Below are 23,041 nucleotides of genomic sequence, written 5' to 3' on the forward strand. Positions count from 1 at the left end.
CACGAATCCTCGGGCGACAGCCTGGCCTGTGCCCAGCAGCGCGTCGCCACCAACTGGCACCTCTCCGGTTGAGCGGATCGGCACCGGGCTCCTTTCGGGGCGAGGACGAGCAACTCACCCGCCCGGTCGTCGACGCAGGTGACGAGCCCGTCCGGCATGGCGAGGGGCTGGTGGTTCACCTCCGCCCGCCCTGTGCCGTTCAGCCGGCTGACCCGCCCCGCGACATGGCCGGAGACCAACAGGCGCGGCGGCGCGGGGGCTGATGTGGTCCCCAACGACTGCAGCCAGTTGCGATCGGTGAACCGGGCGCATGTCCGGACCAGCAAGGTCGTCGCCTGCGCCAGTCAGACCTTGATCTGGGAAACACCCGCACCTTCCCACCGTGGCGCAGGCAACCGCATGATCACACCACATCGATTCCCAGCCCGCTCGACATCCCAACAGCATGAGATGTCTGGCCACCACTGGAAGACCAGTCAGGACCAGCGACATGTCTACGGCTACTGCTCCGTCCCCGATCTCGCTGATGCCGCATCAGCAGCAGATCCACGACTTTCTCGTTGACCACCCCTTCGCCGGCGCGTGGCTCGAAATCGGGGCCGGCAAGACGCTCACGACCCTCTGTGCCCTGCAGACGATCCGCCCAATGGGGCACATCCTCGTCATAGCGCCCGTGGCGATCGCCCGCTCCACCTGGATCGACGAGATCGAGAAGTGGGGCTTCCCCATCCGGACGAAGACACTCATCGTCGACGAGAACGACAGGAAGCTCTCCAAGGCCAGGCGCCTGAAGCGTTTCCAGGAGGTCGCCACCGATCCGCCGACGATGTACTTCATCAACCAGGAGCTGCTGACGCAGCCGTCCCAGGAGACGAAGCTGATCACGCCAGTGCCGGGCGCAGTGCCTGCCCCGGCCGTGTCACCGGAGGCGACGGCGATCCTCGGTCTGCTCCGGGCGCGGGGGGCACTGGGCCGAGACGAGGTGATCGACGACTACCGTGCTCTGGTCGCCGGCAACGCGAACAACCGGGTCCCCGCCAAGGCCAAGATCCGCGCCTGGATGCGGGAGTTGCTCACGTCGGGCCTGGCGACGTGGGAAGCCTATGGCTGCCGAATCTGTTCCGGCGCAGGCTGCGCTCAATGCCGCTTCGGTCTCATCGACCAGCTGCCGGTCCGAAACATCAACGGTCAGAACACCATCATCTGGCCCTTCCAGACGGTCATCATTGACGAGTCCCAGGGTTTCAAGTCGCACGCCTCGCAGCGCTTCCTGGCCCTGGCGGCGGTGCGGCCGGCCATGCACCGACTCATCGAGCTCACGGGAACGCCCAGTCCTAGCGGTCTCCACGATTTGTGGAGCCAGGTCTACCTGCTCGACGAGGGGCAGGCGCTGGGGCAGAACATCACCGCGTACCGGGACCGCTGGTTCACGCCCAAGATGATGCCTGGCACCACGGCGCCGGCGAAGTGGATCCCCACGGCAAACGCCGAGGCCGAGATTCATCAGGCCATCTCGCACCTGGTGATGAGCGCTGAGAACACAAGCCTGCAGCTCCCGCCGCTCAGCATCCAGGACGTCAATGTCACGCTCCCACCGGACCTGCTCAAGGCATACAAGGACTTCAAGCGCGACCTGGCCCTGGACATTGTGCAGACCTACACCGGCGACGACGGGAAGCTGACGCAGAGCGTCGAATCGATCGTTGCCGCAAACCAGGCGGTGCTGACGAGCAAGCTGATGCAGTTCGCCTCGGGCACGCTCTACACCGCGGATCCTGACGACCCGAGCACGAAGGGCCGGTACGAGGTCATCCACGACAAGAAGATCGAGATGGCCGAGTACCTGGTGCGGAACAACGGCGGCGAGCCCGTGCTCATCGCCTACCATTTCAAGTCCGACAAGGAGCAGCTGCTCACGCGGCTCCGGAAGGCCGGCATCGACGCGCAGGCCTTCAACGGCTCGCGCGACATGGTCCGTCGGTGGAATGCCCAGCAGATCCCGGTGATGCTGCTCCACCCTGCCGCCGCGGGGCACGGTCTGAACCTGCAGCACGGCGGCTCGACGATGATCTGGTACACGCTGCCGTTCTCTCTCGAACACTACCTGCAGACCAACGGCCGGCTCTTCCGCACGGGCCAGACGAAGCCGGTAACCGTCCACCGGCTCATCGCCAAGGGAACGCAGGACGAGCGGATGCCTTCGGTGCTCGCTGGCAAGCAGCAGGTCCAGGACGACCTCATTAAGGCCGTCTCCGGGGACTACAACGCCGAGCAGGCGCTTCTCGCCGCGCTGGAGGAAGAGATCCGCGAGGACCTCAACGACCTCTGGGCTTCCGAGCGGGTCTGACCCACACCCATCCGACGACGGCCCGGCTGTGGGATTCCACAGCCGGGCCGTCGCTGCGGCGACCGCTCACCGAACACGCGTGATCAAGAAGAGGACTCCCCATGGCAGCGATCACCGCCCCGACGCCCCGATCCGCGACGGACTACGGGCGGCACGGGTCCTGGATGCAGTCTTACGCCAACCCGCAGTTCTACCCGCTCGGCCCCAGGCCCGAAGGCGTCGTTCTCATCGACGTCGCCCACGCGCTGTCGATGCAGTGCCGCCACAACGGCCGCGTCCAGCGGTTCATGTTCGTGGCCGAGCACTGCGTGCTCATCTCCCGGCTCGTCTCGCCCGAGAACGTGCTGTGGGGACTCCTGCACGACGTAACCGAGGGGTGTCGACGATCCCGGAATTCCCCAGTTTCTCGTACGACGCTGGCAGAGGAGCATGACCCATCGCACCAACAGGACTGGATATGGTCGGTGAGCCTGAGGCTTGAATCGATGTCATATGCAAGGAGAAGGCGATGACCAGTGAACAGGCCGTTCTTCACGACGCGCAAGAGATCCTGAGTAGTGCGGATACGCGGCCCTTAGCCGGAAGCAGAACCGGTTCACTACTTCAACAACCGGTGCACGAGGGAATCCCGCCTGCACAGCGACATGCCGGGGGAGCTCCGGGGGAGCAGGGTGAGCGGATGACAGGGCAGATCCTGCCGGAGACAGGGGAGCCGGACGCGGCGGCGCAGCGCGCCGCGCTGTTCAGCGACGCGGACGCGGCCACCGACCGCCCGGCCCGCGCCGACCCGGCCAGCCCGCCGCTGGAGACCCTCCTCTGGCAGGCGCCCGGCGAGCGCGGGCAGACGCAGTGAGCGACAACGGGGCGCGGACCGTAGTGCCCGACCAGCTCTACCTGGACCTCGCCCCCGACATGCAGGGGCGCGAACGGCGCCTGCGGGTCACGGCGCTGGAGGGCGACGGCCGGGCACTGCGCGCCGTCGAGCACGACCTCGGCGGCACTGCCGGGCGCACCACCCGCATCCAGCTGAAGGCGCTGGCCGACCCTCGCAAGTTCGCGCTGCTGGCGGACTGCGACGCGCTCACCGCAGACCCGCGCTACACCCGCCTGCTGACCGCGCTGGCGACCGTGCACGGCCCGGCGGCCACCCCGCACGACTACGCCCGCGCCGCCTTCGTCGCCCTCGGCCTGGTCGCCGGAGAGGACTCCCGATGAGCACCGCCGGTGACGCCCTGCCGTACAGCGGGGACAGTGTGCACGACCGTCGGGTGCGGGCTCGGCTGGCCGAACTCGCGGCCGAACGCGGCCTGTCGGTCCAGGCGGTGCTGGCCCAGCTGAACGTGGAGTTCGCCGACGGTCGGCCGCCCGTGCCGCAGCCGGCGGAGCCCGCCGCGGTGACGGGCGCGAACCCTACGGCGCCCCGCGCCTGGGTGATCGCCCGGCGCCGGGCCGACGACGAGTGGGGCGTGACGACGTACGAGGCCTGCGCCGGGCCGCCCGCCGCGCGGGCGCGGCCGTGCAGCGGAGCCGAGCCGTGCCCGTGGCGGCGCGACGCCCCGCCCGGCCAGTTCCCGGCGGAGGCGTACCGGCACTCGGCCGCGACCTCCCTCCCCGGGGCCGACCGGCGCTTCGGCTGCCACTCCGGCCGCCCCGGGCAGCCCCAGATGTGCGCCGGGTGGCTGCTGCGCGGCGCCCAGCACCACGCCGGTGTCCAGCGGATGCTCGCCGACGGCACCCTGGCCCGCCCCGACCTGCCCGCCGGAATGGAACTGTACGACTCCTACGCTGCCATGGCCGTCGCCAACGGTGTCGCCCCCGACGACCCGGCCCTGACGACCCAGCTCCGTGGAGCGGACTTCGTGCCACTCCCTAGTGAACAGCCGAAGGATGATCCGCGTTGAGCGTCAAGACCGCGGCCCGCCCTGCGCCGCCGGTCGGGCGCACCACGGTGGCCACCTCGGGCGAGGCGCTTAGATGTGCTGCCGCAGGAATCAGGTTGATTACACGACATCGACCCGTCGCCATACCCGGTACGACCACGGCAGTACCCGCCCCGGAGCACCGGCTGACGGCATGCGGAACGGAGGAGAGCCATGTTCTCAGACAGCACCTGGGGCCTGTGCGAGTACCATACCGCCGGGTTCACCGACGGTGAGCTGGAGGCGCTCAAGGAGTACGACGAACAGCGGACCCTCAAGGGGTACTTCGACCTGGAGGAGCTGCTGGAGAAGACCGGGGCGGAGATCGGCGAAGCCCTGCGGATCCGGGCCGGGGAACTGGCCCGTTGGCACAACGGCCTCCTGCGGCTGATGGCTGATCCCCGGATCGAGAACCAAAGGCGCCGTGAGAACCCCCTCGGGCCTCACTACGACGAACACGGCAAGGGCCCGTATGGCGGAGCCGTCGCCCGGTTCCTGGTCTTCTCCACCCAGGACTACCACCGCCACCGGCACGGGTACGAGTACGCCGTCACCGTGTGGGCCCTGGGTCTTCAGGCCCCGGACAGCTACCCGCCCGATACCCGCGGCCTCGACCTCGACAACCGCACCCTGAAGCTCTGGGACTGAGGGCCCGCACCTCCTCAAAAAGCGGCGTCCGAAACCACAAGAGGGGGCCTTTTGATGCCGTGGCACCACCCTCGCGCAACAACACAGGCAGGGCGATGCTGGAGACCGGGAACGAGGACGTGGCCCAGGAGAAGCTGACCCGGCTGATCAACGAGTCCAAGCAGTTCAAGGAGCACGCGGCCTACCCCGCTCGGCAGACCGACGCGTCTGCGACGCCCGCCGGCTGACCTGCACGTCGAAGTCTTCCGTGCGCCAGACCGTCCGCCAGGCAACACACGGACGATTTCAGTGCCCAGGTCAGTGATGAGGGCCGACACTGTGAATAGCCTCCTGCGCGCGGTCCTCCCCACGGAATACCGCATCCTGCCGATCGGCTACCGCGCAAACCTCGTTGATCGACAAGTACCACTTCGAGCTACAGGGCTCCTGACACGGGACCGATCCTGAGACCGGCAAAGACTGCTGGTCCGTGGTGCACGTGGATTCGGGCCTCGCGGCTAATGGCGCATGGGAGTAACGAGCCGCGGCTGACCTCGCGCGACGACGACTGGCTCGTGCGCTGCCGGTTCAGCCGTGATGAGACTCTCCGCCGAGCATCCGACGCCGACAACCAGATCAAGTTCAACAACCAGGCGCTCGCCCAGTGGAACAAGTACTTCGCGTCACGTTCCGATGCGTGACAACCTAACCCGCTCGGCTTCGCACCCTACGGGCGCTGACCTCGGGGGTCTGGGTCGGCATAGCCGACCCGGGTGCGGGATCGATACCGGAACAGGCCGAGAACACCTGGTCCGTTCCCTGCTTGTACGTCGACGTCACATCAGGAGCCCTCCCGGGTCCCGGTGACGTCCCTGACGAAACGTTTTGCGGCCACCGGCTAGACACGAGGGCGACGCCGATAACCGAAGCACCGAGCAAGACACCGATGAGCCCCATCGGTGCGCCGGCCGGGACACGCATCAGTCGCCAACCAGACACCAAGAAGACTCGATTGCCTAACGCTCCATTCCAGCCATACTCGCACCTCTACCACCACCCGCCCTGGCTGCACTCGTGCGACGGGCGCTGGTACGAGGGGGAGAGCGAACGGCGCGACTACAGCTGGCACCACGACACGAGCTCCGATCGCCAAGACCCCAACGACAAGGAGGCTCGCTGATGCAGGCCTACAGCAACACCACCCGCCAGACCTACCCCTCGTGGGAGGAGCTACTGGCGGCCGAGACGAGTGGCCTCGCCGTCATCATCCTCATGCGCCAGTCGAAGCCAAAGACCGGAAAGACCCGGACTTTCACACGGACCGTCGGCCCGTTCGCCGATCAGAAGAAGGCCCGCAGTAAGGCTGCGACCCTGCGCCGGCGCTTCGCACGCGCAATCGAGGAGAGCCCGGGCACTGACATCGAACTTATCGGCGTCAAGGTCGAACCCCTCTGGAACGACCTAGTCCCTCCCGGCCCCTCGTGAACGCACTCTGACGGAGCATCTGACTATCGATACGAACAAGGCGCCGAGCCTCAGGTCACCGAGAGCGCCGCCCAGCCGTCCGCCGCCGATGCCTGCGTCCTCACCGTCATCGACCGGCCCACCGGTCAGAGCGTCGAGATCGACCTGAGCGACGAACAGCACGCCCACCTCTTCCGCTGAGTCGGCACGTCTGGCGACGAGATGCGCGCTCTACACGGGATTCCGACGCCGGTGCGGCGGGACGGAGCGGGCGACACAGGCGCCCCGGACGACGGCGTGAGATGCCCAACCCACGACAGAGGAGTGACAGCACAATGCAGGACTTCACCTCCGGCGGGCCCCGTAAGAGCCCCAAGCCGGGCCCGGCAGATCAGAACGTCGGGTTCACCGGGCTGGGTGTCGATGATGGCGACCCGGATGTGGCGACCCTCAAGAACGCCATCGCGGGGAACCTTGCCCCGATGGGCGTCACCGACGTCACCTTCGTCGAGCCCGGTGAGATCACCGATGCCCGCAATCAAATCCGAGGGGGGGAAGACACCTACATGCACGTGAGTGACGGCACGTTCCACGGTTGCCTGTGCGGCTACACCGTGCAGCGTGCCGCGCCGTCCGGGGCACCCGAATGCCCCGTCTGCGTGCTTCTCGACGCCTGAACGATGCAGGGGCGGCTTGGCCGCTCTCCACGCGACGCCCTCGCGACTCCGCATGACGCCGTTGCCGGCTGCGGCATCGACTCCAACTTCACAATCACCTTCCTCGTAGGGACCGGTTCAGGTTGGCGGCCTTCGGAGGGACTCGTTGCCCCTGTCCTTGATGACCGCCGCGGGGCTGTCACCGGTCTTGGCGCCGATTGATCGCTGATGGAAGCGTGTCCGCCCACGGGTGGGGCTGTGTCATGTGGTTGCAGATCTCCGGTGTCCTCGCAGGTCACCCGTTGTACCGGGAGGGGAGGGAATGCCCGGTAACCAGCAACGACTTCACGTCGATCGATGCCTTCTGCGTCCTGGACGTGGGCAAGTCGGCTCACCATGGAACGGCCCTGCTGGCCGACGGCCGTACGGTGTTCGATAAACCGCTGCCCAACGGCGAGCCCCAACTGCGGGAGCGGTTCTCCCGCCTGGGGCCCCGGAGAAGAGTCCTGGTCGTCTTTCGACCAGCCGGCCTCTATCGGCCCTCTGGTGGTCACCGCGGCCCGAACTCCCGGGCCTGTCGATGCGCCTGCTGGCCGACCTGCACTCCGGCACGGGCAAGACCGACGCCCGCAATGCCTACGTCATCGACGATGCCGCCCGCACTCACCTGCTGCATTCCATCGACCCGGCCGCGAGCGTGCGGGTCGAACTGCCCATGGTCCTGACGACGACCCTGCCTAGGACGCCACCCGCATCTCCAATCGGTTTCACGGACTGCTCACCTCCATCGGTCCCCGCCTGCGGCACCCGGCCTTCCTGACCCTGCTTGAAACCTTCGGCTTCCCGGCACGGCTGGCCCAGACCGGTACCAAGCAGCTTGCGCAGGTCATGCTCCAGGCAGCCCCGCGGATGCGCAGTGCCCACAGCCTGGCCGAGGCCCTCGCGGCCCTCCTGCACCAGCGGTTCCACTCCTCGGCAGTGCAGTTCTCCAGCCGTGCGACATCGGTCGGCATAGGCGGGATCAATACCGGGACAGGCCGGGGGCACAAACACCCGGCCTGTCCCCCGTAGATACGTCGACGTCGCGTCATGGGCATCCCCGGGTTCCGTTGGCGTCCCTGAGGAGACGTTGTACTGCCACCGACCAGACGCGACAGCGACGCTGATCGTCGAAGTCCCGAGCAAGACACCGATGAGATCCGTCAATGCACCAGCTGGGACACGCACCGGCCTCCAACCAGACCTCTGACGACCTCCCACGAGCCATGGGTGCGACGGAACAGAGTCCCTCCGCCCCATCCTCGGCGTCCAGGGCAGTGCCTTCCTCTACGTCATGACGGAATTCGCGGCAGTACGTCCCTTACTTCGGGCCTCATGGATCACCAGTCTCATCAACTTCCCTATCACCATCACCGATGGAGTCGACATGAATGCCCGAAGCACACCAGCGCATAACCGCAAGAGTGCTTCTCGAATGACCCCGCGCCCGCATCAGGAAGAAGCACTGAAGGCTATTCGAGAGGCCACGGGAGACCGGGCGTTGGTCGTCATGGCCTGCGGGACGGGGAAGTCCCTTGTGGCGCGGGAAGTAGCACGCGAGCGGTTTGCCCCCACGGTTCTGGTCACCGTGCCCACGCTCGCCCTGGCCGAGCAGATCTATCAAGGATGGGCTGCGGAATTCCCTGGTGAGCTGGATGCGCTCATCGTCTGCGCGGACTCCGCCGTGGGCGGCACAGCCGTTCCGGTCACCGTGGCACCGGACCGCATCGCCGAATTCCTCACCTCGACCCAATCGGTTCGGATGCGCCTGCTGATCTCCACCTACCATTCAGTGGGGAGAATAGCTGAAGCCTATTCATTACATTCGCTTCCACCGCTGGATCTCGCCGTCCTGGACGAGGCCCACCACACCGCCGGACGGGCGGGCAAGAAGTACTCGATCGTGCTCGACAATGAGCGCATTCCCGCAGATTTCCGTCTTTCCCTGACGGCCACCAGCCTGATCCACGAAGATTCGGACGGCACCGCCGACGTCGTGTCGATGGATGACGAGACGCTGTACGGAAAGCGCGTTTTCGAGCTGACAACCGGCAGTGCCATCCAGCGGAAGCTGCTTGCCGACTACGAGGTCGCGATCGTCCTGGTCTCGGACGCAGACGTCCACGCGGCCCTGCTGCGGCAGGAGAGTTCGCACGCGGGCGCCGGGGGCGGCGACACCGCGATGGTGGCCGCCCAGATCGCACTGTCCCGGACCATGCGCGAGCACGATCTGCAGAGCGTCATTGCCTTCCATAGCCGCGTGGCCCGCTCCAAGCGCTTCTCCGCGACCCTCGGCGAAATCGGCGCTGCCACCGCCGACGTGCGGATCACCTCCCTGCACATGGACGGCAGCACTCCGGCCGTCGCGCGCACCGCCCAACTGGAGTTGCTGGCTCGCCCTGCAAGTGGCCAGCATGTCGTCCTGAACAACGTGAGGACCTTGACCGAGGGCGTGGACGTCAGCGGCGTCGGGGGCGTCTGCCTGGTGGACCCGAAGTCGTCGCAGACGGACATCGTGCAGGCGGTCGGACGTGCTCTGCGGCTCCACCCTGACCACGATCGTCCCGCGCTGATCCTGCTGCCGGTCTATCTGGCCCCCGGAGAAAGCCCGCAGGCCGTCCTGGAGGCCAGTTCATTCCAGCATGTATGGCGAGTACTGGCCACGCTTCGTGACCAGGATGAGCGCATGGACGCTGCCTTGACCGTGGCTCGACGATGCCTCGGTGGGGAGACTTCTGAGCCCAGGGACAACACCAAGGTCCGTTCCGTACTGCCGGACAGGGTCAAGATCTACAGCAGTGCGGATGTCGATTCCAGCTTCGTCAATGCCCTGGGCGTCCGCGTGCTGGAGCGCAGCACCGAGGACTGGTACCACTTCTACGGGCTGCTGGAGCGGTACGTCGCCGCGCACGGGCACGCGGTCGTGCCTTCCTCCAACGAAGCCGGGACCCTCGGAAGCTGGGCGAAATACCAGCGCAGATTCCATGCCGCCGGCAAGCTCCTGCCCAAGCGCGCGGCGCTCTTGGAGTCTCAGTCCGGGTGGACGTGGCGACTTGCTGACGCCAAACGCGAACGCGGCCGGAAGGAACTGAAAGCCTTTGTCACCGAGCACGGGCATGCCGGGGTCCCGCGCGGCCACGTCACCGCCTCCGGCTACCGGCTCGACCACTTCGTCACACTTGTTCGTAACCGGCGCCGTTACTCCCTCATGGATGCCGAGGAGATTGCCTACTACGAGGCGCTGCCGGGGTGGATGTGGCACGTCCACGATGCAAAGTTCGAACGGTTCCTCCAGCACCTCGACCAGTTCATCACCCAGTATGGCCACGCCCGTATCCCTCAGCATTACAAGTCCGAGCTGAACGGCGAGACGTTCGAACTCGGCCACGCGGTCTCCAGTAAGCGCGCGAGGTACCGCAAGGGCACCTTGCCCGACGGACAGGCCGAGGCCCTGGAGAAGCGTCCCGAGTGGGCATGGGATGGCCTGGCGGCTGTGTGGGAGGCGAACTTCAACGCTCTTGCGGGCTGGGCGGCCAAGCACGACAACATCAAGGTCCCCTTTGATAAGCCGGTCGACGGCTTCAACGTGTACCGATGGCTCCTCCAGCAGAAGAAGCTGATCCGCCAAGGGAAGCTGGCGAAGGACCGGCGTCTTCGTCTGGAAGCCCTCCCCGGGTGGTTCTAGGACTGATCCTCTGAAGCTCTTCAGCAATGCGCCCGCCGAGCCTGATTTTCCCTCAGGCTCGGTGCCCAGCACGACCGCCTGGGGCGCCGGCTACACCCCCGCCGCCGCTTCGCCCGGGCACTGGTCGCTGCTGCTCGATCTCCCCAACGGCTGGCGCTCTTCGGGACGTGATACGCGCAACGAGCGACACCGCGTGTACCTGTCGTGTCCACGAAGGAGCTGGTCTCGTCCTCCTGGGCCCACGCCACGTCATTCTCGACCGCGCCTACAGGCGAGGATGCTGTCCCGGCCCACTACACTCCAGCCGCTCAGCCAAAACCACAGGTCAGACAGCGAAATCCTGCTGGAGTACTAAACAAGCTGCCCGTGAGCTATCGGGGATAGACAGACGAAGCTCTGGTTCTGGAATTAGTCCGTCGTTGATTGGTCAAGTGCGGTCCCTCAGGATGGAGTGCACAGAGCGAAGCAACCACCAACTTGTTGCAGGAAGGACAGCTCCTGGTCCGTTATGCGGCGGTCTGCCACCCGGGAGGGCACACCGGCCCGACCGATGACGCACAACACACATGCTGAATCTGGCAAGTAGCGCTCGGGCAAAGGAGAGAAGCCTTCCCCTGGTGAGTGGCGCGCGGCAGGAGCAAGGCAAGCCCCAGCAGCTGCTCCTGCCGCGCCGCAGTGAAGAACGGTTGAGGCTCGCTGTTTTGCGGCATGTGACGTCGCCAATACGCCCCCTGGCATCGCAAACCTCCCGGATCTCGCATATGAAGGAGCGCAACGATGATCCACCCTCGCCCAGAGGCGTCCAACTCTGACGAGTTCAAAGGCTTCAACGAAGCCCGGCGCATCATGTGGTGCCATGAGGCTCGTGCCCGCGTGCACGAACGGTTTGAGCAGACGAGCTTCATCGGTGACACGAATGTTGCAGCGGTCCACGTCGACAACACCGCCAGGGCTGACCGTGTGTTCCTCGTGGCATTCGACAAGGCCGGCCAGCAGGTCGGCGTCGACACGCTCTACATCGACGAGCCCGATCAACGCCTCGACATCGCGTTCGAGTTCGACCACGACTTCACCGGCATGGACGTCGTACCGGCCTCTCAGCTTGACCAGGCCATCTCTCGTGAGGACGGCTGGGTCGTCAACCTGAAGGTACTGCGCGAGTACGCCCCCTTGGCCGATCGCCGGGCCACGCAGCGTAAGGTGTTCCTGGCGCATCTGCAGGACATGGTGAAGAACGGCGAGGTCCGCAATTTCCTGTTTGGCCGGGGTGAGTCCGATGAGACTGATGCGGCGTAAATGACCGTGACCTCGTACCTCAGGCAACCCCGCTGACGGCCTAGTCGGCGGGGTTGTCCGATTTCTGGCGATGCCACAGTGCTGCATTTTCGCAATGAGGGGGGATCAGCACAGCTGATCCGGGTGCCGAATCCAGGCGGAGTGCTTTGCGAGGAGGCATGCGTAGACCGGTTCACTCTCCGGGGCGGCACACCAACCGGCCGCCACGATGGACCCGAGAGCGTCGGCCAACCCCAACTGGATCGAACTGAGGAGAACGCCATGGGTGCTATCGAGAATCACGAAGCCCTGATGTACGGGTACCGCCTGGGCGGCCCGGCCGACAACTGGGAAGGGCTGACGAACGAGCTGGTCCGGTACACCGACGTCGACGGTTCATCGTTTCTGATGCCGCGCGTGCCGTGGGAGACTGAGGACATGCGCGAGGAGAACCACTCCGACTACTTCGCCGCCGCGGCGGCAAAACGGCTGGTGGCGAATGGCCTGGGGGCGCTGCTTCTTCGGACGTACTCGATCGGGAGGGAAGAAGACGGGCATATCCTGGCGGCCGTCGTCCACGAGCCCGAGAACGGGCCCCTCAAAGTGGACTCCGCGTCGATGAGCGCCGCATCCCAGTACGACAAGGCCCTGAAGCGGGCGTTGTCCGTGCTGGAACTACGGACCCGCGCCAGCGAGCCCGAATGGATCAGGGTGAGCTACTACGCGTAGCCCGGAGTTCGAGGGACCACCGTCTCCCCCCCCCTCGTCGTCGGCGGAGTCCGCCGCCACGCGGGGCTGGCTGCAAAGGTGTCTGACGGGCCGGATCCGTTCCAAAAGGCCGGCCTGGGGCAGGACCAGGGCTCTGGTTTCGCCCAGTCCCATCCATCTGAGAAGACAACGCCCTGACTGCCTCGTGGTGATCAGGGCCGCGAATCAGGCTCGGTACACGGCATTACCACCCTGCCGGGTCGTCACACCGGCGGGATGAGCAGCGAAGCCCCCGCGTAGATGAGATCCGGATTCTGGATTTTGTTCGTCTCGACCAGAATGCCGATCGGCACCCCCGTCGCTCCCGAGAGCGCGGTGAGCGTATCGCCGGGCTTGATGGTGTACGGCTTGGCCTTCGGCGCGGGTTTTGCCTCGGCCGGTGCACCCGATTCGTTGTACTTGTCCTCGTCGCCGCGACCGGGCGTCGGGTCCTGACTCGCCCCGCTCTCGTCCTGCTTCCCTGCGCCACCCTCGCTCGGCTGCTGGGCGCTGCCGTCTCCGGCGTTCGTCTCGCCGGGGTTCTCCGGTGCCTCGACCGGAGCGTGATTGCCCTGCAGCGCCTGGATGAAGCCGCCGTCGGACATCGCGAGCTGCGTCAGACCCCACCCGGCGAAGAGCGCAGCCGCGCCCACCATGATGCCGGCGGCGATGACGGGGCCGTTGCCGAAGCCCATCGGGCCGGCGTGGCTTCCGGCAGCTGCACTCGTCTGCGCCGACAGCTTCGGCGCAGTCCCCACTGGCCTTTGAATCGCAGCCATCATCCCTGTCTCAACTCCTCTGTGAATAGCGCAAACAACCATTCAGTCCGACATCAACATTCTACTCATAGGCGAACCGGAGTTGATAGCATAAGGAATTGGATGGTAGTCCGAATCCTGTCCAATAGCTCTCCGATGGGCCCCCGAACCGTCGACCGCCAGACCGAACGAAGGAACCGCACCGCCATGGCCAACTACTCCATCTCCGCCGACCAGATCACCGAGGGCAAGAACGTCTTCATCCGCGGGAAGCTCGGCTTCGCCGTACTCGCCCGCCTCATCAAGGGCGCGGAGCTCGTCGCCAGCGACGAGCGCAAGACGAAGAACGGCATGACCCCCGTCGGCAGGCCGCACACCACTGCGACGATCATTCACGCGGAGGTCCAGTTCGCCGATCCGAACAACCCCACCGTCGAGGAACAGTTCGTCTCCGAGCGCCGCTACGATTCACCGAAGCGGCCCGAAACCGGACCCAACTACTCCATCGACTCCAAGGGCAGCAGCCTGCCGATCATCGCGGTCCCTTCTGAGAAGGGTGACGGCACCTACGACCAGGACGAGTCCGGCCGGGAGCTTGCGCAGGGCCTCGACGTCACGCTCGTGCTGCGCACCTACAAGCCGCAGAACTTCAAGAACCGCGGTCTGGCCATCGAACAGGTGATCGTTCACGAGGCGCCGCGCTACTACATTGCCGGGGTCGACCAGGCTGAGCTGGCGGCGCGTGGCATCGTACTCAATGGTACGCCGCGCCCTGTTCAGGCCACTCCTGCCAGTACTGCCCCTGCCCTTCCGGTGATGACCGAAGTCGAGGACGGCCTGTCCTTTCCGGCCCCGCAGCCGGCGTCCGCACCTGTGGGCGTGGCCGCGCAGGCTCCAGCCCAGCAGGAGACCCTGGAGCAGAAGCTCGCGCGTCTTGAGGACGAGAACGCATCCCTCAAGGACGCTGGTTCGGCCGTGGGCTCGCCCGTGGCCACCGGCCCCTGGGGCGGCTCCGGCCCGGCCCAGCAGGAGGGGATCACCTATCAGGGCTGATCCATGCTGACCATCGAGGAGACCCCCGTACTCGCATCCGTGCAGTACGGGGGTCTCGTCTTCATCCCCCCGCCTGATCTCTCGCTTCGATCGAAAGCATGCGTCCCACGATGACTCCAGCCGACCCTCATGCCTGGTTTCCGCAGTTCTACGGCAACCCCGCGATCCGCACTCTCGCCAGTGCCTGTCGGTGGACCATCTCCGGACAGATCGGGGAAAAGTCCTCCGGCGATCCCACCGAGCCACCGAAGTGCAAGGCCCCGATCGACGTACGGCACCTGCTCGCCGGCTGCACGTCCAGCTGTCAGCACGTCGGCCCACTGCGCGGAGCCTTCGCCCTGGACGAGACCTGCCTGCTCACCCTCGACGAACTCACCACGGCGATACCGAACGCCGCGAACACCGCCTTTTACCTCCAAGCCCAGACAGACGGGCTGCTCGTCCTCGACATCGAGGCCGACTGCCCGCCAGGTCTGGCCACAGACCTGCTGCGGCTGCCGGGCATCCTTTACTCGGAGCTGTCGATGTCCGGCCAGGGCTTCCATCTCGTCATGCCGCTGCCGAAGAACTTCCACGACTTCCCCGTAGCCGCCGGCAAACGCGTCCTGCGTGAGGAACACGGCTGGTACGAGCTGCTCCTGGACCACTGGTCGACCTTCACCCGCCAGCCAGTGCCCGATCGCATCGTCGATCACGTCAACGAAGCAACTATCGCACCGGCCTTCGCCTCCATCGAGGACCTCTACGCGCAGCTGGCCGTGAACGCCAAGGAGAGCTCCGGTGCTTCAGCATCAGATGTCGACACCGCCGAGGACATGCCCGACATCCCGTACTCGCAGGTCATCGTCGAGCAGGCCCTGGCCAGTGCACACCACCAGCTCCGGGATCCCGGCGACTTCAACCACGACATGTCCCGCTGGGAGTTCTCGGTTCTCGCCTCGCTCTACGACCGGATGCGGACGCAACTGCGCGCCTACAGCGCCCTCGGCGTCGAGTACTCGACAAGCGACACCGTGTGGTTGCTCTACAAGGCGGCGCTCGACGTCATCCCTGCGCGCCCCAAGCACAGCGAGCGGCGCAACGGCCGGCCCTTCCTCCTCGACCGGGCGGCTGCGCTCGTGGCTGACCGCGAAGCCCGTTCCTCGTCGACCAACTGACGCTCTGTGTGTGTTCCCGAGCCTGCTTCCGCTCCTGGTTCATCTGCTGGCTCCGGCAGCGGGTGGGGTGGGTGACGGGTGCTGCGGCGGGGCCGAGCACAGGTGGGGGACGGCGCTGAATCGCGCGGAGCGCGATCGGGTGGCGATGCGCAGCGGGGCTCCATCGCCACCAAAGGAGGGAGTGCAGGTCTCCGCCAGGCTCCGACGTCGCGGCCCGCGCTACAGGAGACAGTTCAGACCTATGCAGCCTCGGCGACGCCGAGAGCAGCAGCGCCGTCCTCCGACATCTCTTCTCTTTCTCTCTCTTTCTCGCCTACACACAGAAAAGACATCGAGATGAAGTTCAACGAGACCCTAGTGACCCTCATCAAGCAGTCCCTTGAGGTCGGTGCGACGCCCGCTCTCATGGGCGAACCCGGTATCGGCAAGTCCAGCTTTGTCGAGGACCTGGCCTACTCCATGGGCACGCAGGCCTTCACGCTGCCGTGCAACCAGCTTGCCGACAAAGCCGACCTCACCGGTGCGCGCCTGGTGCCGTACACCAAGGATGACGGCACGCAGAGCTACAAGCAGGTCTTCTACCCGCACCAGGTGATCCAGGAGTGCATCGACTACGCCGAGAAGAACCCGCGTGAGTGGCCGATCCTCTTCCTCGACGAGGTCAACCGCACCACCTCCGATGTCACCTCCGGCGCTCTCACCCTGGTCACGCTGCGCCGCATGGGGTACGTCGAGCTGCCCAAGAACGTGCGCATCGTGGTGGCCGGCAACGACAGGGGCAACGTCACCTCGCTCGACGAGGCAAGCCTGTCCCGCTTCGCCATCTTCCACGTCGAGCCCGACGCCGCCACCTTCATGTCCGTCCTCGGCGACAACCTGAACCCCTGGGTGAAGACGGTGCTCACGCAGTACCCCGCGCTCATCTTCCAGAAGTCGACGCCCGGGGCCATCGTCGCCGACGGTCAGGACGATGACGACGACGGCAACGTCACCATGGCCGATCTGTTCGACGGCGGGGAGGAGATGAACCAGCTCACCACGCCGCGCACCATCGACAACCTGTCGAAGTGGCTCAACGCGGCTGACCCGCAGCAGCTGGCGCAGTACCTGGCCACCCCGATCCAGATAAGCGACCGCGAGACCTCGCTGCTGAACGAGGCCATCGAGGCCTATGTCGGAGACACCATGTTCACCACTCAGCTCGTGGCCACCATCTCCCAGGACCTGGCGAACAACGCCGGCGGAGTGCAGCACAACCGGGTGAACGTCCCGAAGCCGAACTGCTACCAGAGCCTGAAGGGCGCAGCGACCATGACCGACATGACCGCGGTCATCGCGAAGCTGACCGACAACGAGAAGTCCGGTTCGCTGCTGTACGCACTCAAGGAGAACAAGGACAACGCGCGCCTCATCGAGCAGCTGGCCCAGGCCATCACCCAGATCGAGCCGGAACACACCCGCACGCTCATCGAGATGGTGACCGGCCAGCAGATCGACCGCCAGAACCTGGAGGCCTTCATGGAGATCGACGCTCCGATCGCCAACCAGGCCAAGCCGATCCTCTCGGCCTTCCTCTGATCGCTCGCTCACCGGTGGTGGACCTGCCGCGGACTGCCGTCCCTCCTGCAACTCCCCACCACGGGCAGCGCTCTGCTGCCTTATCCTCAGAAGGAGGCCACGACCCTTGACGATCACCGTCACGAACCAGAAGCCGGCCGTACTCGACGCACTGCACACCATCTCGTGCACCGGTGATTACGACCCGACGCCGGCGATTCAGCAGACCCTCATCGACCCGCTGCTGAAGCCATTGAACCCCAACGCCCCGGCAAGCATCACCGACGCCCAAGGCGCCGATCTGACGGGGGACATCCCGGATCTGGTCCTGAGCTGCCTCGGCGACACGCTGAACGTGGCCAGCGAGCAGACGGTCAAGGAACTGCTCGGACAGACCCTGATCAACTTCGACCAGGGCACACCGCTGCCGGTTGCCGAGCTCTTCGCCGTCCAGGCCGGGCAGCAGAACAAGATGCCCGCTCCCTCCCCGCAGGTGCTCTACACCGTCCAGGCTGATGTCCTCCCGGCCTCGAAAGCTCTGCTGGCGGGGACCGGCGACGAGAGCGCCTTCTTCGCCTCGATCGCCTACACCTTCCACCCCGACACCCTCGGCTTCTGGTTCCAGTCCTCCGCCGCCTTCGACGACTTCAAGATCTGGCTGTCCCACCAAACTCAGACGATGGCCAGCGCGCTGCCGCCGGCCACCACCAAGCTGCTCAACGACTTCACAGCCCTGTCCTTGAAGCGGCTCACCGAGTCACTGCTGGTGCGCAAGGACGACTCTGACGCCAATGATGAACACTCCTTCGCTCGCGTGCTCGTGCACATGCTCATGAACTACGTCGAGCAGCAGCGGGCCCAGGCCGGCCAGCAGAACACCGCCCTGGACACCGGCGTCCTGCCGTTCACGGTCGGGGAACTGTTCTGCCCGCGCTCCCTCGTCCTGGTCAACGTCGAGGCCCACGCCCGTGCCACTGCGGCGAAGATCATGGGGGAGTGGAACCTCATCAACCAGTCGCTGGCTTCGCCGGTGAAGGTCGTCTCGAATACGTCGCTGTCCAAGCTCACATCGCTGCCACGAGCCGCCGCCCGGGCCGCCGCCCTGGGATCCAAGCAGCAACCGGGCCAGCCTGGCACCCGTAGCGCCCGGGTGTCGTTCCGCAAGCAGCCGCCGAGCAAGCTCGACCTGTTCAAGGACGTCACCCGTGTACTGCGTCGAATGGGCAAGGTCAACAAGTCGCAGAACATCTTCCGCACGACGAACGCGACCTTCCTCAAGGCCAGCCGCCGGAACCCGGACGACTTCAACAAGCCCGGCCGGATCACCTCGGTGCAGTACATGCCCGACCTGCACATCTACATCGACACCTCCGGTTCGATCTCCGAGCAGAACTACCAGGAGGCGGTCATGATGCTCATCCGGATCGCCAAGAAGCTCAACATCAACCTGTACTTCAACTCATTCAGCCACTTCCTGTCCCAGGAGGTGATGCTGCGCACAAAGAACAAGTCGACGGCCCAGATCTGGAAGGAGTTCCGCAGGATCCCGAAGGTGTCGGGCGGAACCGAGTACACGCAGATCTGGCAATACATCAACGCCAGCCCGGTGCGCCAGCGCAGGCTCTCGCTCATGGTCACCGACTTCGACTGGGCGCCGCCGTCCACGCGTCAGGACCACCCGAAGAACCTGTACTACGCGCCGTGCTCCGCCATGGACTGGTCGCACATGGTGGACCTCGCCAAACGCTACGCCGACTCGATGAAGCACATCGACCCGAGCATCCGGCAGAGGCTCCTCGGCATGGTCGTCTGACTCCTGCGTCCCCTCAAGAACAGCCAAGAGCGGTGCCATGCGACTAACTCCCGCGGTGACACTGCTCTTGGCGGCCCTGAGCCTCTCTCATCCAACACGCCGGGCAATCCGCACCGAAGGAACATCCGATGCGAATCCCCTGGGACGTGTTCGCAGTCCTGCCAGGCCGTACCAAAACTGATGACCATCGCCTGAGGCTCGTCGGCGCCCGCTTGGCTCCCACCCTGTACCAGCGCGTCAACGAGGTCCTCGAAGCGGTCGGCGGTCGATGGGTGAAGCCCAAGGGTGCGCACCTCTGCCCCGTCCACGCCGCCGAGGCGCTCGCCCCAGTGCTTGCCACCGGTGAGGTTGTGACCCTAAGGGAGAAACATCACCCTCGCTCAGTACTTCCCCACACCCGAATCCGTTGTCGACCAGCTCATCGCTCTGGCCGCCCTTGAGCCCGGCATGACCGTGTTGGAACCGTCTGCCGGATCCGGATCCGGATCCGGATCCGGTGCCGCAGCCGCAGCAGCCCGCGGTGCGATCATGGAATGCATCGAACGGGACCCCGGATACGCCGCCGCCCTGTCCGATACGCATATAGCGCGCCGGGTACGGGTCGCTGACTTCCTCACCGTCCCTGCCGAACCTCGCTTCGACCGGGTGCTGATGAACCCACCGTTCACCCGTGGCACCGACATCGCCCACGTTACCCATGCCCTACGGTTCCTGAAACCGGATGGGGTGCTGGTGTCGGTCATGTGGTGGACCGTCACTGAACAGACCGGCAGCACCGCAGCTTTCCGAAACCTTGTGGAACAGCGCGGTGGTCTCGCCGAAGCACTTCCGGCCCGGGCGTTCGCCCAGTCCGGGACAACCACCGGCACCTTCCTCGTCGCCATTCCTGCCATCCGGCCGGCCGACGCACGGCCCATGGTCTGGCCTGCGCGCGACATCCACGCCCAAGACACGGAAGAACTCGGAACCCCGGCCGACATCGCCGCGGAGATCGTTGCTTATCTTCACACGGCGGTCGCCGCTTTCAAAGAGGTTGCCGCCGCGCTCACCAAGCCTGCGCCCACCACCGTGCCAGGTGATATCGAGGTCAGCTGATTATGCCGCTCCTCGAAAACCGTCAAGAGCAGTGCTGCTTTTGACGAACCCTGACTTTCCCTCTCACTCATCCATATCCCTGCTCGGGGCACCGTGGTGCATCGCCCAGCGCGTCACCTCGCCGAGCGACCCGCACCGAAGGAGGACCCGGTGGGTCTCAGCAACTTCACACCCGGCGGCTCCGACGACGACAAGGGCAGCGGCGGTGGCGGCAGCTCCCCTCCGCAGTTCCCGCCCGTGGGACTGCCGTCCAGCTGTGGCAGCGACAATGACGTCAAGGAGCTCCTCGTCGACTACAACGAGAAGTTCAAGAATGCCGATCCGACCATGTTCCGCGACACGCTCATCGAGCAGGTCCTTTCGGTCGTGATCAGCAAGACGAAGCCCAACGCTCTGCTGGTGGGTTCCGCCGGCGTCGGTAAGACGAAGATCGTCGAGGACATCGCGCGGCGCATCGCGCTGGGCGACACTCTGATTCCCGATCAGCTCAAGGGCCACACGATCTACGAGCTGCCCATCGCCAACATCATCGCCGGGACCGGCATTGCCGGTGCACTGGAGGAGAAGGTCAAGGCGATCGTCGAGTTCGCCTCGGACCCCAGGAACAAGGCCATCCTGTTCATGGATGAGATCCACCAGATCACCGGAGGGTCCGGCAGTCACGGCGATGCGACGGGCCGCAAGATCTCACAGATCCTCAAGCCGGCCCTGGCCCGCGGCGACATGTCCGTCATCGGTGCGACCACCAGCACGGAGTCTCGGGCTTTCGACGAGGACCCGGCCTTCGCCCGCCGCTTCACCCGGCTCATCGTCGACGAGCTGAGCATGGAGCAGACGCTGGCCGTATTGACCATGGTCCGCCCCGGCCTGATGGCCCACTACCGTCATCAGATCGGAGCCTCCGACGACGTCCTGGCCTCGGTGGTGCAGATCGCCGAAGCGAACTCGCGCGCAGGCCAGCACCGCCCGGACAACGCCATCACCCTGCTCGACCGGGCGATGGCTGACCGGGTCCTGGAGCAGAAGAAGCTCATCGTCCAGGCCGAGAACGCCGGCGATACGGCACTCGCGCAGACCCTGCGGTCCATCCCGCAGGTGCCGCTGACGGACACCCGTGTGCTCGATGTCGCCAAACGCCTGATGACGGGAAACGCCCAGCGCAAGGACCTCGACGTCGCCGCGCTGAGCGCTACGCTCACCAGCCGGATCCAGGGCCAGGATGATGTGCTCGCCAAGCTCACCGACCGTCTGGCACGCGAAGAGCTCAACCTGTTCCCGACGAAGACGCCCACGACCTGGCTGTTCGCCGGAGCATCGGGCGTGGGTAAAACCCAGACGGTCAAGCTCATCGCCGAGGAAATGACCGGTACCAAGCCGATCATCCTGAACATGACTGAGTTCCACTCCGCGTGGTCGACGTCGAAGATCATCGGCGCGCCTCCCGGCTACGTCGGATCGGACTCCAACCAGGAGCTTCCGTTCGACACACTGGAATCCAACCCCCACCGGGTAATCCTGCTCGACGAGTTCGAAAAGGCCGACAAGGCCGTGCAGCGCCTGTTCCTCTCGGCGTTCGACGAGGGCTACATCCGCAACGCCCATGGCAAGATACTGGACTTTTCCAAAGCCCTGGTCATCTGCACGACCAATGCCGCCCGTGATGCGTTCGACGGAAAGATGATCGGCTTCGGCAACAACCCGAAGAGCATCTCGAACCAGAGCCTCACCAAGGCGTTGCAGCAGTTCTTCGACGCCGAGCTGCTGGGCCGGTTCACACTGGTCGTGGGGTTCAACCCCATCGACCGGCAGACATACCGGCAGATCATGGCCGCCGACTACGGGCGGCAGCGCGAGCGGATTGTCGAAGCCAAGCCGCGGCTGGCCAAGGTACTGCCTGCTGTGATGCCCGACGACGAGCTGCGCGCCATGGAAGAGGCCACCTACGTGGACTCCCAGGGCGCGCGCCCGGCGCGCAAGGCTGTCCGCATCTGGATCGAGGACCACCTGCTCGCTGCCCAGAACGGCGGCACAGCCTCGGCATCCCCGTCGGACGACTGATCAGCCATCTGCATCGCACCGGACGTACCTCACCCCCGCACACTCTCATTGCTCAGGAAGGGCGGTCTCTGTTCGTTATGACCTGGATAAGGACCCTCAACGCAACGTCCCCACAAGGGCAGCAAGTGGAGTACTGGCAGAACGTGGGAGGGGGATACTCCCTGGCCGAGTCTCCTGCGCGGGTGCAGGTGTTCGGTCGCACCGTGGTCAGCGGCTGGTCATGTGATGGCGAGACGTATGCAGAGTATGCGCGCATCGTGCGCGAGGGGCACGCCCCTGTCAGCACCGACGCGTACGAAGAGGCGTGATCATGAAGTGGAACGAGTGCGAGAGCGGCATGACCGTTCAAGACACCCGCACCGGAGAGATGTTCAAGGTCGTCGGTCGTCGTGGAGTTACCGACGACGGCATCGCCACTGCCACGGACTGCGGCGCGTGGGTCGAGCAGATCGAGCCGGACTCTGACGGCATCAAGGACCTGTGGGTCGTTCACTGGTCGCACCTTGAACCAGCCGACTGAGCCGCCGGAGCATCGGGCGCACTCCTCACCGGGTGCGCCTTCCTTGTCTGCCCCTGGGATCTCGATGCCGGCGATACTGCCGTCGATGGTCCCGACCGGCGCTCGGACTCAGCCTCGAAGTGAGATGAGCTGCCGCTGATGAACGACCGCGCGCCTGGGTAGCGCGCGGTATCCGGGGCGTGGCTTCGCCACATACCCCGGATTCAGGGGCCTAACGGCCCCTGACGGGTGGGTTGAGAGGAGAACGGGCGGGGTTCGTCAGCTGACGAAC

24 protein-coding genes and 1 pseudogene are annotated in these 23,041 nt (G+C 65.6%); 23 read left to right on the forward strand and 2 right to left on the reverse strand.

Annotated features, from left to right (window positions below; genetic code table 11):
* Positions 1-89 precede the first annotated feature (89 nt).
* Positions 90-275, reverse strand: a pseudogene (locus ACFV57_RS01770) (hypothetical protein); the annotation flags it as partial.
* Between the two features lie 251 nt (positions 276-526).
* Between ACFV57_RS01770 and ACFV57_RS01775 the strand changes: the two are divergent.
* The 15 genes from ACFV57_RS01775 (at position 527) to ACFV57_RS01845 (ending at position 12,741) form a co-directional block, all read left to right on the forward strand.
* Positions 527-2,347, forward strand: a complete 1,821-nt coding sequence (locus ACFV57_RS01775) for an SNF2-related protein (RefSeq protein WP_385224569.1) — start codon at positions 527-529, stop codon at positions 2,345-2,347.
* Between the two features lie 101 nt (positions 2,348-2,448).
* Positions 2,449-2,859 (forward strand): hypothetical protein, encoded by a 411-nt coding sequence (locus ACFV57_RS01780; RefSeq protein ID WP_385224571.1) that lies wholly within the window; start codon positions 2,449-2,451, stop codon positions 2,857-2,859.
* Between the two features lie 167 nt (positions 2,860-3,026).
* The gene (locus ACFV57_RS01785) at positions 3,027-3,200 is read left to right on the forward strand and encodes a hypothetical protein (protein ID WP_385224573.1); all 174 of its coding nucleotides are present in this window, start codon (positions 3,027-3,029) and stop codon (positions 3,198-3,200) included.
* On the forward strand, positions 3,197-3,562 hold the full coding sequence (locus ACFV57_RS01790; protein ID WP_385224575.1) for a DUF6354 family protein: 366 nt from the start codon (positions 3,197-3,199) through the stop codon (positions 3,560-3,562). The genes ACFV57_RS01785 and ACFV57_RS01790 overlap by 4 nt, the downstream gene beginning before the upstream one ends.
* On the forward strand, positions 3,559-4,248 hold the full coding sequence (locus ACFV57_RS01795; RefSeq protein WP_385224577.1) for a DUF6283 family protein: 690 nt from the start codon (positions 3,559-3,561) through the stop codon (positions 4,246-4,248). Before ACFV57_RS01790 ends, ACFV57_RS01795 begins: the two co-directional genes overlap by 4 nt.
* 192 nt (positions 4,249-4,440) lie before the next feature.
* Positions 4,441-4,914, forward strand: a complete 474-nt coding sequence (locus ACFV57_RS01800; protein ID WP_385224579.1) for a hypothetical protein — start codon at positions 4,441-4,443, stop codon at positions 4,912-4,914.
* A 95-nt stretch (positions 4,915-5,009) separates the two neighbouring features.
* Entirely contained in the window at positions 5,010-5,141 is a 132-nt protein-coding gene (locus ACFV57_RS01805) for a hypothetical protein (protein WP_385224581.1), read from the forward strand.
* A gap of 273 nt (positions 5,142-5,414) precedes the next feature.
* On the forward strand, positions 5,415-5,594 hold the full coding sequence (locus tag ACFV57_RS01810) for a hypothetical protein (RefSeq protein WP_385224583.1): 180 nt from the start codon (positions 5,415-5,417) through the stop codon (positions 5,592-5,594).
* Positions 5,595-5,905: 311 nt separating this feature from the next.
* A complete protein-coding gene (locus ACFV57_RS01815) occupies positions 5,906-6,073 on the forward strand; it encodes a hypothetical protein (protein WP_385224585.1) in 168 nt (55 codons plus the stop codon).
* The gene (locus tag ACFV57_RS01820) at positions 6,073-6,378 is read left to right on the forward strand and encodes a hypothetical protein (RefSeq protein WP_385224587.1); all 306 of its coding nucleotides are present in this window, start codon (positions 6,073-6,075) and stop codon (positions 6,376-6,378) included. The genes ACFV57_RS01815 and ACFV57_RS01820 overlap by 1 nt, the downstream gene beginning before the upstream one ends.
* Before the next feature lie 314 nt (positions 6,379-6,692).
* A complete protein-coding gene (locus tag ACFV57_RS01825) occupies positions 6,693-7,034 on the forward strand; it encodes a hypothetical protein (RefSeq protein WP_385224589.1) in 342 nt (113 codons plus the stop codon).
* Between the two features lie 559 nt (positions 7,035-7,593).
* Entirely contained in the window at positions 7,594-7,833 is a 240-nt protein-coding gene (locus ACFV57_RS01830) for a hypothetical protein (protein WP_385224591.1), read from the forward strand.
* Between the two features lie 513 nt (positions 7,834-8,346).
* Complete coding sequence (locus tag ACFV57_RS01835) at positions 8,347-10,737, forward strand: Helicase associated domain protein (protein ID WP_385224593.1); 2,391 nt, start codon at positions 8,347-8,349, stop codon at positions 10,735-10,737.
* A gap of 777 nt (positions 10,738-11,514) precedes the next feature.
* Positions 11,515-12,033 carry a hypothetical protein gene (locus ACFV57_RS01840; protein ID WP_385224595.1) on the forward strand — a complete coding sequence of 173 codons (519 nt, stop codon included), beginning with the start codon at positions 11,515-11,517 and terminating at the stop codon, positions 12,031-12,033.
* 261 nt (positions 12,034-12,294) lie between these two features.
* A complete protein-coding gene (locus ACFV57_RS01845; protein ID WP_385224597.1) occupies positions 12,295-12,741 on the forward strand; it encodes a hypothetical protein in 447 nt (148 codons plus the stop codon).
* Between the two features lie 242 nt (positions 12,742-12,983).
* On the opposite strand, the gene ACFV57_RS01850 is transcribed toward ACFV57_RS01845, so the two are convergent.
* On the reverse strand, positions 12,984-13,454 hold the full coding sequence (locus ACFV57_RS01850; protein ID WP_385224599.1) for a LysM peptidoglycan-binding domain-containing protein: 471 nt from the start codon (positions 13,452-13,454) through the stop codon (positions 12,984-12,986).
* Positions 13,455-13,724: 270 nt separating this feature from the next.
* Here ACFV57_RS01850 and ACFV57_RS01855 point away from each other — a divergent pair, with 270 nt between their 5' ends.
* The 8 genes from ACFV57_RS01855 to ACFV57_RS01890 all read left to right on the forward strand — a co-directional run bounded on the left by ACFV57_RS01855 (position 13,725) and on the right by ACFV57_RS01890 (position 22,770).
* A complete protein-coding gene (locus ACFV57_RS01855; protein ID WP_385224601.1) occupies positions 13,725-14,570 on the forward strand; it encodes a hypothetical protein in 846 nt (281 codons plus the stop codon).
* A 98-nt stretch (positions 14,571-14,668) separates the two neighbouring features.
* Complete coding sequence (locus ACFV57_RS01860; protein ID WP_385224603.1) at positions 14,669-15,727, forward strand: hypothetical protein; 1,059 nt, start codon at positions 14,669-14,671, stop codon at positions 15,725-15,727.
* Between the two features lie 336 nt (positions 15,728-16,063).
* On the forward strand, positions 16,064-17,305 hold the full coding sequence (locus ACFV57_RS01865; protein ID WP_385224605.1) for an AAA family ATPase: 1,242 nt from the start codon (positions 16,064-16,066) through the stop codon (positions 17,303-17,305).
* A 106-nt stretch (positions 17,306-17,411) separates the two neighbouring features.
* Positions 17,412-19,097, forward strand: a complete 1,686-nt coding sequence (locus ACFV57_RS01870) for a hypothetical protein (RefSeq protein WP_385224607.1) — start codon at positions 17,412-17,414, stop codon at positions 19,095-19,097.
* A gap of 528 nt (positions 19,098-19,625) precedes the next feature.
* Positions 19,626-20,192 (forward strand): hypothetical protein, encoded by a 567-nt coding sequence (locus ACFV57_RS01875; protein ID WP_385224609.1) that lies wholly within the window; start codon positions 19,626-19,628, stop codon positions 20,190-20,192.
* A gap of 150 nt (positions 20,193-20,342) precedes the next feature.
* Entirely contained in the window at positions 20,343-22,250 is a 1,908-nt protein-coding gene (locus tag ACFV57_RS01880) for an AAA family ATPase (protein WP_385224611.1), read from the forward strand.
* 125 nt (positions 22,251-22,375) lie between these two features.
* On the forward strand, positions 22,376-22,558 hold the full coding sequence (locus ACFV57_RS01885) for a hypothetical protein (RefSeq protein ID WP_385224613.1): 183 nt from the start codon (positions 22,376-22,378) through the stop codon (positions 22,556-22,558).
* A 2-nt stretch (positions 22,559-22,560) separates the two neighbouring features.
* Complete coding sequence (locus ACFV57_RS01890; RefSeq protein ID WP_385224615.1) at positions 22,561-22,770, forward strand: hypothetical protein; 210 nt, start codon at positions 22,561-22,563, stop codon at positions 22,768-22,770.
* The last annotated feature ends 271 nt before the right edge of the window (positions 22,771-23,041 follow it).

The sequence above is a fragment of the Streptomyces sp. NPDC059788 genome (assembly GCF_042732265.1).
Lineage (GTDB): Bacteria > Actinomycetota > Actinomycetes > Streptomycetales > Streptomycetaceae > Streptomyces.

What these genes read in the sequence shown, in the direction of transcription:
- ACFV57_RS01855 (WP_385224601.1), top strand. Translation starts at nt 13,725, where the DNA reads ATGGCCAACTACTCCATCTCCGCCGACCAGATCACCGAGGGCAAGAAC.
- ACFV57_RS01845 (WP_385224597.1), top strand. Translation starts at nt 12,295, where the DNA reads ATGGGTGCTATCGAGAATCACGAAGCCCTGATGTACGGGTACCGCCTG.
- ACFV57_RS01810 (WP_385224583.1), top strand. Translation starts at nt 5,415, where the DNA reads ATGGCGCATGGGAGTAACGAGCCGCGGCTGACCTCGCGCGACGACGAC.
- ACFV57_RS01865 (WP_385224605.1), top strand. Translation starts at nt 16,064, where the DNA reads ATGAAGTTCAACGAGACCCTAGTGACCCTCATCAAGCAGTCCCTTGAG.
- ACFV57_RS01850 (WP_385224599.1), bottom strand. Translation starts at nt 13,454, where the DNA reads ATGGGCTTCGGCAACGGCCCCGTCATCGCCGCCGGCATCATGGTGGGC.
- ACFV57_RS01875 (WP_385224609.1), top strand. Translation starts at nt 19,626, where the DNA reads ATGGAATGCATCGAACGGGACCCCGGATACGCCGCCGCCCTGTCCGAT.
- ACFV57_RS01785 (WP_385224573.1), top strand. Translation starts at nt 3,027, where the DNA reads ATGACAGGGCAGATCCTGCCGGAGACAGGGGAGCCGGACGCGGCGGCG.
- ACFV57_RS01820 (WP_385224587.1), top strand. Translation starts at nt 6,073, where the DNA reads ATGCAGGCCTACAGCAACACCACCCGCCAGACCTACCCCTCGTGGGAG.
- ACFV57_RS01835 (WP_385224593.1), top strand. Translation starts at nt 8,347, where the DNA reads ATGACGGAATTCGCGGCAGTACGTCCCTTACTTCGGGCCTCATGGATC.
- ACFV57_RS01800 (WP_385224579.1), top strand. Translation starts at nt 4,441, where the DNA reads ATGTTCTCAGACAGCACCTGGGGCCTGTGCGAGTACCATACCGCCGGG.
- ACFV57_RS01860 (WP_385224603.1), top strand. Translation starts at nt 14,669, where the DNA reads ATGCGTCCCACGATGACTCCAGCCGACCCTCATGCCTGGTTTCCGCAG.
- ACFV57_RS01780 (WP_385224571.1), top strand. Translation starts at nt 2,449, where the DNA reads ATGGCAGCGATCACCGCCCCGACGCCCCGATCCGCGACGGACTACGGG.
- ACFV57_RS01795 (WP_385224577.1), top strand. Translation starts at nt 3,559, where the DNA reads ATGAGCACCGCCGGTGACGCCCTGCCGTACAGCGGGGACAGTGTGCAC.
- ACFV57_RS01775 (WP_385224569.1), top strand. Translation starts at nt 527, where the DNA reads ATGCCGCATCAGCAGCAGATCCACGACTTTCTCGTTGACCACCCCTTC.
- ACFV57_RS01805 (WP_385224581.1), top strand. Translation starts at nt 5,010, where the DNA reads ATGCTGGAGACCGGGAACGAGGACGTGGCCCAGGAGAAGCTGACCCGG.
- ACFV57_RS01825 (WP_385224589.1), top strand. Translation starts at nt 6,693, where the DNA reads ATGCAGGACTTCACCTCCGGCGGGCCCCGTAAGAGCCCCAAGCCGGGC.
- ACFV57_RS01890 (WP_385224615.1), top strand. Translation starts at nt 22,561, where the DNA reads ATGAAGTGGAACGAGTGCGAGAGCGGCATGACCGTTCAAGACACCCGC.
- ACFV57_RS01840 (WP_385224595.1), top strand. Translation starts at nt 11,515, where the DNA reads ATGATCCACCCTCGCCCAGAGGCGTCCAACTCTGACGAGTTCAAAGGC.
- ACFV57_RS01830 (WP_385224591.1), top strand. Translation starts at nt 7,594, where the DNA reads ATGCGCCTGCTGGCCGACCTGCACTCCGGCACGGGCAAGACCGACGCC.